This is a genomic window from Pseudomonas sp. R62 (assembly GCF_000257605.1).
Classification (GTDB): domain Bacteria; phylum Pseudomonadota; class Gammaproteobacteria; order Pseudomonadales; family Pseudomonadaceae; genus Aquipseudomonas; species Aquipseudomonas atacamensis.
The window spans coordinates 46,554-57,107 of sequence record NZ_JH635998.1; the positions used below are offsets into that span (position 1 = coordinate 46,554).

At 61.0% G+C, this 10,554-nt stretch carries 10 protein-coding genes; 8 read left to right on the forward strand and 2 right to left on the reverse strand.

What is annotated here, in order from left to right:
- The 7 genes from OQK_RS01690 to ppnP all read left to right on the forward strand — a co-directional run.
- Positions 1 to 814, forward strand: an 814-nt coding sequence (locus OQK_RS01690; RefSeq protein ID WP_016770821.1) for an SDR family oxidoreductase, incomplete at its 5' end; no start/stop codon positions are given.
- A gap of 3 nt (positions 815 to 817) precedes the next feature.
- A complete protein-coding gene (atuC, locus tag OQK_RS01695) occupies positions 818 to 2,434 on the forward strand; it encodes a geranyl-CoA carboxylase subunit beta (protein ID WP_016770822.1) in 1,617 nt (538 codons plus the stop codon).
- 30 nt (positions 2,435 to 2,464) lie between these two features.
- Positions 2,465 to 3,622 (forward strand): citronellyl-CoA dehydrogenase, encoded by a 1,158-nt coding sequence (gene atuD, locus OQK_RS01700; RefSeq protein ID WP_016770823.1) that lies wholly within the window; start codon positions 2,465 to 2,467, stop codon positions 3,620 to 3,622.
- On the forward strand, positions 3,619 to 4,416 hold the full coding sequence (locus tag OQK_RS01705; protein ID WP_016770824.1) for an enoyl-CoA hydratase/isomerase family protein: 798 nt from the start codon (positions 3,619 to 3,621) through the stop codon (positions 4,414 to 4,416). Before atuD ends, OQK_RS01705 begins: the two co-directional genes overlap by 4 nt.
- Positions 4,417 to 4,528: 112 nt before the next feature.
- Positions 4,529 to 6,490 (forward strand): acetyl-CoA carboxylase biotin carboxylase subunit, encoded by a 1,962-nt coding sequence (locus OQK_RS01710; RefSeq protein WP_016770825.1) that lies wholly within the window; start codon positions 4,529 to 4,531, stop codon positions 6,488 to 6,490.
- Positions 6,491 to 6,560: 70 nt separating this feature from the next.
- Positions 6,561 to 7,103 carry an exonuclease domain-containing protein gene (locus tag OQK_RS01715; protein WP_016770826.1) on the forward strand — a complete coding sequence of 181 codons (543 nt, stop codon included), beginning with the start codon at positions 6,561 to 6,563 and terminating at the stop codon, positions 7,101 to 7,103.
- A gap of 71 nt (positions 7,104 to 7,174) precedes the next feature.
- Positions 7,175 to 7,459, forward strand: coding sequence for a pyrimidine/purine nucleoside phosphorylase (gene ppnP / locus OQK_RS01720; protein ID WP_016770827.1), 285 nt, complete (start codon positions 7,175 to 7,177; stop codon positions 7,457 to 7,459).
- A 72-nt stretch (positions 7,460 to 7,531) separates the two neighbouring features.
- On the opposite strand, the gene OQK_RS01725 is transcribed toward ppnP, so the two are convergent.
- On the reverse strand, positions 7,532 to 8,338 hold the full coding sequence (locus OQK_RS01725; protein ID WP_016770828.1) for an MOSC domain-containing protein: 807 nt from the start codon (positions 8,336 to 8,338) through the stop codon (positions 7,532 to 7,534).
- Between the two features lie 87 nt (positions 8,339 to 8,425).
- Positions 8,426 to 9,361, reverse strand: a complete 936-nt coding sequence (locus OQK_RS01730; protein WP_016770829.1) for a chemotaxis protein CheV — start codon at positions 9,359 to 9,361, stop codon at positions 8,426 to 8,428.
- Positions 9,362 to 9,815: 454 nt separating this feature from the next.
- Here OQK_RS01730 and OQK_RS01735 point away from each other — a divergent pair, with 454 nt between their 5' ends.
- Positions 9,816 to 10,286 carry a hypothetical protein gene (locus tag OQK_RS01735; protein WP_024013689.1) on the forward strand — a complete coding sequence of 157 codons (471 nt, stop codon included), beginning with the start codon at positions 9,816 to 9,818 and terminating at the stop codon, positions 10,284 to 10,286.
- The last annotated feature ends 268 nt before the right edge of the window (positions 10,287 to 10,554 follow it).

Here is a 10,554-nt window from a genome sequence, read left to right on the forward strand (position 1 = left end):
CGGCATCGGTCGCTGCACCGCCCATGAACTGGCGGCCCTTGGCGCCAATGTGCTGCTGGTCGGGCGCAAGCCGGAAAAACTCGAAAAGGTCGCCGCCGAAATCGCCGAGGACGGCGGCCGCGCGCACTGGAGGGCCTGCGATATCCGCGATGAAGAAGCGGTCAAGCAACTGGTCAAAGAGCTGATCGCCGAACACGGGCCGATCCACGGCCTGGTCAATAATGCCGGCGGCCAATACCCGTCGCCCTTGGCCTCGATCAATCAGAAGGGCTTCGAAACCGTGCTGCGGACCAATCTGGTCGGCGGTTTTCTGATGGCCCGGGAAGTGTTCAACCAGTCGATGAGCAAACACGGCGGCAGCATCGTCAACATGCTTGCCGATATGTGGGGCGGCATGCCCGGCATGGGCCACTCGGGCGCCGCGCGTTCAGGCATGGACAACTTCACCAAGACTGCTGCGTTCGAGTGGGGTTACGCCGGGGTCCGGGTCAACGCCGTGGCGCCGGGCTGGATTGCGTCCAGCGGCATGGACACTTACGAAGGCGCATTCAAAGCGGTGATTCCGACCCTGCGCGAGCATGTGCCGCTCAAGCGTATCGGCACCGAATCGGAAGTCAGTGCGGCGATCGTGTTTCTGCTCAGCCCGGCGGCGGCATTCATCAGCGGCACCACGGTAAAAATCGACGGCGCCGCCAGCCTCGGCAGTCGTGCCTGGCCGCTGCACAAGGCCAGCCACAGCGAATCGTTCAACGGTTTTCACCGCGCGTATTTACCAGAAGTGTTGCGTCCCGACGTGCTCAAGGACAAGGAATAAGCCATGGCGCAGATTCAGTCGCAACTCGATCCGCACAGCGAAACATTCGCGCGCAACCGCGCGGCCATGCTCGCCGCCATCGAGCAGGTGCAGCAGCTCGAACAGAACCTGTTGAACAAGGCCGCCGAAGCCAAAGACAAATTCAGCAAACGCGGGCAACTGTTGCCCCGCGAACGCCTGAACCTTTTGCTCGACCCCGGCGCGCCGTTCCTCGAACTGGCCAGCCTCGCCGGCTACAAGTTGCATGACGACAAGGACGGCAGTTCGGCCGGTGGCGGGCTGATTGCCGGCATCGGTTATGTCTGCGGCATCCGCGCGATGGTGGTCGCCAACAACAGCGCAATCAAGGGCGGCACGATCTCGCCGAGCGGCCTGAAAAAATCCCTGCGCCTGCAACAGATCGCGCGGGAAAACAAACTGCCGATGATCACCCTCGCCGAAAGCGGCGGTGCCAACCTCAATTACGCGGCAGAGATCTTTGTCGAAGGTGCGCGCAGTTTCGCCAATCAGGCGCGCATGTCAGCCATGGGTTTGCCGCAGATCACCGTGGTGCACGGCTCGGCCACGGCGGGCGGCGCCTATCAACCGGGGTTGTCGGATTACGTGGTGGTGGTGCGCGGCAAGGCCAAGCTGTTTCTCGCCGGCCCGCCATTGCTCAAAGCAGCGACCGGCGAAGTGGCCACCGATGAAGAACTCGGTGGCGCCGAGATGCACGCGCAGGTCGCCGGCACTGCCGAATATCTCGCCGAAAACGACGCTGACGGCATACGCCAGGTCCGCGAGATCATGCGCATGCTGCCCTGGAACGAGCAGTTGCCGTGGCTGCCGGAGCGGCAATTCAAAGAACCGCTTTACCCCATCGACGAACTGCTCGGGCTGATCCCGGACGATGCAAAAAAGCCCTACGACGTGCGCGAAATCATCGCGCGGATTGCCGATGAATCGGACTTTCTCGAGTTCAAAGGCGAGTTCGATCAGCAAACCCTTTGCGGCCAATTGAAAATCCAGGGCCGCGCCTGCGGCTTCGTTGGCAACAACGGCCCGATCACCCCGCAAGGTGCGAGCAAGGCGGCGCAGTTCATCCAGTTGTGCGACCAGAGCCAGACGCCGCTGCTGTTTTTCCACAACACCACGGGTTTCATGGTCGGCACCGAATCGGAACAGCAAGGCGTGATCAAGCACGGCTCGAAACTGATCCAAGCGGTGGCCAACGCACGGGTGCCTAAACTGACCATTGTCGTCGGCGGTTCCTACGGCGCCGGCAACTACGCCATGTGCGGGCGCGGGCTTGATCCGCGCTTCATCTTCGCCTGGCCCAACAGCCGCACGGCAGTAATGGGCGGCGCACAGGCCGGCAAGGTCTTGCGCATCGTTACCGAAGCCAAACAGCTCAAGGACGGCATCGAGCCGGATCCGAAAATGCTCGACATGCTCGAACAGATGACCGCGCAGAAACTCGACAGCCAATCCACCGCCCTGTACGGCAGCGCCAACCTGTGGGACGACGGCCTGATCGACCCGCGCGACACCCGCACCCTGCTCGGTTACTTGCTGGATATCTGCCACGAAGCCGACACGCGCACGCTGCAACCCAACAGCTTCGGCGTCAGCCGCTTCTGACCGCCACGGATCCTACGGAGAACAACAACAATGATCTTCACCCCGGAACACGAAGCCCTGCGCCGCACCGTCCGCCAATTCGTCACGCACGAGATCAACCCGCACGTCGAAGAGTGGGAAAAAGCCGGGCGCTTTCCGATCCACGAGATTTTCCGCAAGGCCGGCGAACTGGGTCTGCTGGGCATTTCCAAGCCGGAAAAATTCGGTGGCATGGGCCTCGACTACAGCTATTCGATCGTCGCCGCCGAAGAGTTCGGCACCATTCATTGCGGCGGGATTCCGATGTCGATCGGCGTGCAGACCGACATGTGCACACCCGCCCTCGCCCGCTTCGGCTCCGATGAATTGCGCGAAGAATTCCTGCGCCCGGCCATCACGGGCGAACAGGTCGGCTGCATCGGCGTCTCTGAAGTCGGCGCCGGTTCCGATGTCGCCGGGCTGAAAACCACTGCGCGCAAGGACGGCGATGACTACGTGATCAACGGCAGCAAAATGTGGATCACCAACTCGCCGAGCGCCGATTTCATCTGCCTGCTGGCCAACACTTCGGACGACAAGCCGCACATCAACAAGTCGCTGATCATGGTGCCGATGAACACCCCGGGGATCAGCCTCAGTTCGCACCTGGACAAGCTCGGCATGCGCAGCTCGGAAACCGCGCAGGTGTTCTTCGACAACGTGCGCGTGCCGCAGCGCAATCGCATCGGCCATGAAGGCGCCGGGTTCATGATGCAGATGCTGCAGTTCCAGGAAGAACGCCTGTTCGGCGCGGCGAACATGATCAAGGGCCTGGAATATTGCATCGACAGCACCATCGAGTACTGCAAGGAGCGCAAGACCTTCGGCAACGCGCTGATCGACAACCAGGTGATCCACTTCCGCCTCGCCGAATTGCAGACCGAAATCGAATGCCTGCGCGCACTGGTCTATCAGGCCACCGAGCAGTACATCAAAGGCCAGGACGTCACGCGCCTGGCGTCGATGGCCAAGCTCAAGGCCGGACGCTTGGGCCGGGAAGTCAGCGACAGCTGCCTGCAATATTGGGGCGGCATGGGCTTCATGTGGGACAACCCGGTGGCCCGCGCCTATCGCGATGTGCGCTTGGTATCGATTGGCGGCGGCGCCGACGAAATCATGCTGGGGATCATCTGCAAACTGATGGGCACCCTGCCGGGGAAAAAGAAATGAGCAGCCTGCCCGATTGCCAGACGCTGTTGCTGGAACTGCATGGCGGCGTGCTGCACATCACCCTCAACCGCCCGGACAGCCGCAACGCGATGAGCCTGCAAATGGTCGCCGAACTGCGCGCGGTGCTGGCGGCGGTGCACGATGACCGCACAGTGCGGGCCTTGGTGCTCAGCGGTGCCGGCGGGCATTTTTGTGCCGGCGGCGACATCAAGGACATGGCCAGTGCCCGGGCTCAGGGCGCGGACGCTTACCGTGAGTTGAACCGGGCGTTTGGCGCGTTACTGGAACAAGCCCAACATGCGCCGCAAGTGCTGATCACTGTGCTGCAAGGCGCCGTGCTCGGCGGCGGCTTCGGCCTGGCTTGCGTCAGCGATATTGCGATTAGCGATCACCAGGCGCAGTTCGGCTTGCCGGAAACCAGCCTTGGCCTGATCCCGGCGCAAATCGCACCGTTTGTGGTGCAACGGATCGGCTTGACCGAAACCCGGCGACTGGCGCTGACGGCGGCGCGTTTCGATGGCGCCGAGGCGCAGCGATTGGGGCTGGTGCATTTCGTTGAACAGGATGCGCAAGCGTTGGCCGAGCGACTGGATGAGGTTTTGCAACAGGTGCTGCGCTGCGCGCCGGAAGCGAATGCGATGACCAAGAAATTGCTGTTGGCGAGTGCCGGGCAGCCGTCGAGTGAGTTGCTTGATGAGGCGGCGCAGTGGTTCGGCGCGGCGGTGACTGGAGAGGAAGGAATCGAGGGGACCATGGCATTTATGCAGAAACGCAAACCTCGGTGGGTCAGCTAAAAGCTTCGCGAGCAGGCTCGCTCCCACAGGTTGAAATGCATTCCAAATGTGGGAGCGAGCCTGCTCGCGATGAGGCCATCCCATTCACCGCTATCATTTCAGGAACCCCACCATGCCCACCCTCCACAAAATCCTGATCGCCAACCGCGGTGAAATCGCCTGCCGCATCCAGCGCACGGCCCAGGCGCGGGGCTATCGCACCGTCGCCGTGTTCAGCGACGCCGACGCCGATGCGCTACACGTGCAAATGGCCGACCAAGCCGTGCACATCGGCCCGGCGCCGGTGCAGCAGTCGTACCTCAACATTGCGGCGATCCTCGACGCCGCCCGCCGCAGCGGCGCCGACGCGATTCACCCGGGCTACGGCTTCCTCTCGGAAAATGCCGATTTCGCCCGCGCATGCGCCGAAGCCGGGCTGATTTTCATCGGCCCCAGCGTCGAAGCGATCGAACTGATGGGCAGCAAACGCCTGTCGAAAATCGCCATGCTCGACGCCGGCGTGCCGTGCATTGCCGGCTATCAAGGCGCAGCGCAGGACGACGCGACGCTGCTGGCCGAAGCCGAACGCATCGGCTATCCGCTGATGATCAAGGCCAGCGCCGGCGGCGGCGGACGCGGCATGCGCCTGGTGCACGAGGCCAGCGAACTGGCGGCGCAACTGCGCACCGCGCGGTCCGAAGCAATGAACGGTTTCGGCAGCGACGAGTTGATTCTCGAACAGGCATTGATCGAACCGCGCCACGTCGAAGTGCAATTGTTCGGCGACCAGCACGGCCATCTGGTCTATCTCGGCGAACGCGATTGCTCGATCCAGCGCCGCCATCAGAAAGTCATCGAAGAAGCGCCGTGCCCGGTGATGACCGCCGAGCTGCGCCAGGCCATGGGCGAAGCGGCGCTCAAGGCAGGGCGCGCGGTGGATTATGTCGGCGCCGGCACCGTGGAGTTCCTCCTCGACGCACGCGGCCAGTTCTACTTTCTGGAGATGAACACCCGTCTGCAGGTCGAACATCCGGCGACGGAATTGATCACCGGCCTCGATCTGGTCGCGTGGCAGTTGCTGGTTGCCGAGGGCCAGCCGTTACCGCTGAAGCAGGAACAGGTCCGCCTCGACGGTCACGCCATGGAAGTGCGCCTCTACGCCGAAGATCCCGCTGCGGATTTTCTCCCGCAAACCGGCCGAATTGCCGCATGGCAACCGGCTTCGGATCACGGGGCGCGGATTGATCACGGTCTGCTTGAAGGCCAGTCGGTGAGCCCGTTTTACGACCCGCTGCTGGGCAAACTGATCGCCCACGGCGCAACCCGCGAAGAGGCGCGGCGCAAATTGTTGCGGGCGGTGCAGGACACGGTGCTGCTTGGCGTGCAAAGCAATCAACGCTTGCTCGAAGGCCTGCTGCAACATCCGCAGTTCATCAGTGGCGATTTCAGCACCGCTTTCATCCAGCAACATTTTTCCAGCCATGCCAGCCTCAACACTTATGTGCCGACGACGGCGCAACTGGCGATTGCCGTGGCGTTGTTCTATCAGGCCAGCGCCCTGCCCCATCGCGCCCCGCTGAACGGCTGGCGCAACAACGCTAGCGTGCCGTTGCACTATCGACTGGGCAGTGACGAGCAGGACTGGACGCTGGCGGTGCTGGCGCGCAAACCCGGCGAGTTGGTCGTGCAGGCTGGCGAAAGCACTGTGGCGGTGAAAATCATTGAGCACGCCGCGCAATCGATCACCATCGAAGTCGACGGTCTGCGCCAGCGCCACGCCTATCGTCTGCACGATCGGCAGCTGTGGCTGTTCACCCATCCGGGCAGCCTGCGCCTGGAGGATCGAACTCATGCGCCGATCGACAGTCAGACCAGCGTCGCCTCCGGCACCCTGAAAGCACCGATGGACGGCGCCATTGTCGATGTGCTGGTCAGCGAAGGCAGTACGGTCAGCAAGGGTCAATTGCTAGTGGTGCTGGAGGCAATGAAAATGGAGCATCCGTTGAAGGCCGGCATCGATGGCGTGCTCAAACGGGTGCAAGTGAAGGTCGGCGATCAGGTAAAAAATCGTCAGGTTCTGTTGCAGGTCGAGTAGTCGCCCGGGCACAAGCGCGGGGTTTGACTACGCTCTGATAAATCAGAACGCGGAAATCAGGAACCCTGCGATGCCCCATTGGCTGGTCATAGATCTGGAAGCCACCACAGACGAGGGTGGCTGGCCGGTCACGGAAATGGAAATTATCGAGATCGGTGCGACCCTGGTCGACCGCGCCGGGCGCGAGCAGGATCATTTCCAGCGCTTCGTCAAACCGACCCGCCGGCCATTGCTGACGCCATTCTGTCGGGAGCTGACACACATCACCCAAGCCAACATCGATTCGGCGCAACCGCTGAGCGAAGTCTGGCCGGCCTTTGAGCGTTGGCTGGCGCAGCATCAAACCCGTCTGGAAGGCTGGGCCAGTTGGGGCGGTTACGATCGCCAGCAATTGCTGCAGGAGTGGCAGCGCCTGAACATCGACAGCGGCCTGAGCAAAGTCCCGCACATGAACCTCAAACAGCGCTTCGCCAAGGCTCGGCGCCTGGAACGACCGTTGGGGCTCAATGGCGCGCTGCAACTGGCGGGCATGCAGTTCAACGGCCAACAACATCGCGCGCTGGAAGATGCCCGCAATACTGCACGGTTATTGCCGCTGGTCCTGCCGCTTTAGACGCGTGACGGCGCGAAAAGCCTTGTGCATACTGGCCGCCCCCTTTTAAGCCCTTTTCGAGGAATCCGCCCATGTTTAAAGTCAACGAGTACTTCGACGGCACCGTCAAGTCGATCGCCTTTGGCACCGCTGAAGGTCCGGCGACCATTGGCGTCATGGCCCCGGGCGAATACGAATTCGGCACCAGCCAGCGCGAGATCATGCATGTGGTTTCCGGCGCGCTGAACGTAAAACTGCCAGACAGCAGCGACTGGGAAACCTTCGCCGCCGGCAGCCAGTTCAACGTCCCGGCCAACAGCAAGTTTCAGCTGAAAGTCGAAGTGGATACCGCTTACCTGTGCGAATACCGCGGCTGATCCCGACGGTTTCACAGCGCAAAAAAATGCCCGCGTCCAAAAGACCCGGGCATTTTTCGTTTCAGCGACAATCTATTCGAGGATTTCCACCGGCATGCCGACTTCCAGGCGGCCTTTGCCGTCGTTGACCAGATTCTGTCCGAACATCGCGCCATCGGCGGTTGAGCGATGTTTCTGTAACGTCGCGAACGGCTCACGATCAGCACTGCGCTCACCGGTTTGCGGGTCGACGGTGGTCATGATGCAACGCGCACATGGCTTGACCACGCGGAATTCGATATCGCCGATGCGAATGCGTTTCCATTGGTCCTCGGCGTAAGGCGCGCTGCCTTCGATGACCAGATTCGGACGGAAGCGCAGCATCTCCAGCTCTCGCCCTACCGTTTCCGAGAGCGCCAGCCGCGAGGCTTCGCCGATCAGCAGCAATGGATAACCGTCGGCGAACGCCACTTGATCGTCATCCTTGCCGAAACCCGACTGCGTGGTGCGTGCCCGCTCGAGCGGCATTTGCACCAGACGTGTCGGCTTGCCGAGGAAGTCGCTGACAAACCGCGCGGCTTGATCACCGGCGTCCGGCACCCGCAGGGTGTCACGCCAGATCGTCACACCGCGCAGCTCGGCGTCGGCAGCGGGTAGCGCGAATTCGATAGAACCCTGCTCGGGAGCGCTGAGCATCAGACCGCCGCCGGCATTCCATAACGCCGACAACTGACTCATCTTCGCTTCGGCACGCTGGGTCAGAAAGCGCCCGCTGGCCTCGTCCACCAGCATCCAGCGTCGGTCGCCCGCCAGCCCGAGCTTGTCCAGCTCGATGCTTTGCAGGATTTCGCCCTTGCCGGATTTCAACGGGTAACGATAAAGCGCGCTCAGACGCAGCATGGCCAGCTTCCTTGGAGGAAAAACGCCACCCTATACGAGCTCGATCTGGAATCAAAGACCAGGCTCACTTCTACAATGGGTGTGTGGTCAGGCCGGCACGGCGTCGAGCATCAGACGCTGGCGCACCACGTCGACCAGTTTGTCCGGCTGGAATTTGGAGAGGAAGTTGTCGCAGCCGACCTTCTTCACCATCGAGTCGTTGAAACTGCCCGATAGCGAGGTGTGCAGTACGACGTACAGGCCACGCAGGCGAGGGTCGTTGCGGATCTCCGTGGTCAGGCGATAGCCGTCCATTTCCGGCATTTCCGCGTCGGTGAAAATCATCAGCAGTTTGTCGGTCATGTGCACGCCGGTATCGGCCCAGGCCTTGAGCATGTTCAAGGCTTTCAGACCGTCGCTGGCAATGTGCATCTTCACCCCAAGCTGGCCGAGGGTGTCGCGCAGTTGCGAAAGCGCTACGTTGGAATCATCCACCAGCAACACTTCGCGGCCACGGGCGCGTTCCAGTACCGGGTCGTCGAGTTTCTCGCGCGAGACCTTCGCGTTGTACGGGACGATTTCAGCGAGGACTTTCTCGACGTCGATGATCTCCACCAGTTGATCGTCGACCTTGCTGATCGCGGTCAGATAATGCTGGCGGCCAGCACTGGTCGGCGGCGGCAGAATGGCTTCCCAGTTCATGTTGACGATACGGTCGACGCCGCCAACGAGGAAGGCCTGCACCGAACGGTTGTATTCGGTGACGATGATAGTGCTGTTCGGGCCCGGCACCAGTGGGCGCATGCCGATTGCCTGCGACAGGTCGATCACCGGCAGGGTCTGTCCGCGCAGATTTACCACGCCGCAGACGAAAGGATGACGCTGCGGCATCAGGGTCAGCTTGGGCAGTTGCAGCACTTCCTGAACCTTGAACACGTTGATCGCGAACAGCTGGCGTCCGGCCAGGCGAAACATGAGGATTTCCAGGCGATTCTCACCCACCAGTTGCGTGCGTTGGTCTACCGTGTCGAGAATGCCGGCCATCAATGACTCCTGGGCTTGTTCTGATGAATTCACTATGGGGGTTTATCGGCTGCATTCAGCTAATCTTGATTGCTGTAAAGCGCGCCGCTAAAAATGCCACAAACGGCCATTGATGTCACACTGACATCATGCTTTACTGGCAATCGTGATTTCATCTGCTAGATTCATTGCGGCGCGACCTCGGTTTGCACGTTAGGTTCCCGCGCCTAAGGGATTCCCCTAGGATCAATCAGGCCCAACCTGATATTCGCCATTTCCAATAGCCATTACTGTGACGCCATTCTCATTGCATGAACGGAGTCAGGCTATTGTGTGCGATCGCAATTCAGTGGCAACCCACCCTCTGGAACCCCTCGGTCCGTGCACCTGCACCGCCGGGCGCGATCTGCCGACGATTCACGATCGTCGCCACACACGGCCATCCGTCAACCAACACGACGTGGTGGAGATGAACATGCCAATCGACCGTAAAGACTGGGCGCAACGCTTCCCCGAATTTCTGGTCGAGGCCGAAACGCTTCTCGCCAAGTCCGAAGAATGCCTGAGCCATCTGCAACTGATCAGCAATGACAAGGATGCCATCGACTGCATGCTCGGCACTCTGTTGAAGCTGGCCGGCCGCGCCGAAGCCTTGGCACTGGAAGCAATCTCCGAGTTTTCCCTGCACATCTACAGCCTGCTGAATCTGACCCAGGATCGCGTCGACCTGCACGAACAGGCCCTCGATGCCTTGCGAGACTGTTTCACCCTGATGGCATGGCAGCTTGAGCTGGTCGATCATAAAACCGGACAACTGAGCCTTGATGGCAGCGAGCAGACAGCCCTGCTTGAGGCCTTTGCGGCACAAATGGGCCAGGACACGTTCGAGCCGAAGATGATGAGCAAACGTTTGCTCTCTGCGTCCCTGATAGCGCACCAGGCTTGAGAAACTGGCCGCGAAACTGTCGTAATTGAATAGTGCATACCTGCCAGCGACAATCCGGGTCAAATAATCTGCCCGACCAACGGCTGATTTCCAGAGGCCGCCATCAGGGTTTTCCCTGTGTGCTCCCAGAGACACTTCCAGGCTAATCGAAGTCGTCCAACTACAAGAATTCCAACTTTTTCCAATATGGAACTTGCGTCCACGATCCGGTATTTCCTGACTGAATGGACATATATAGCGACCGCGACCAACGGTATGTTAAGTGGTA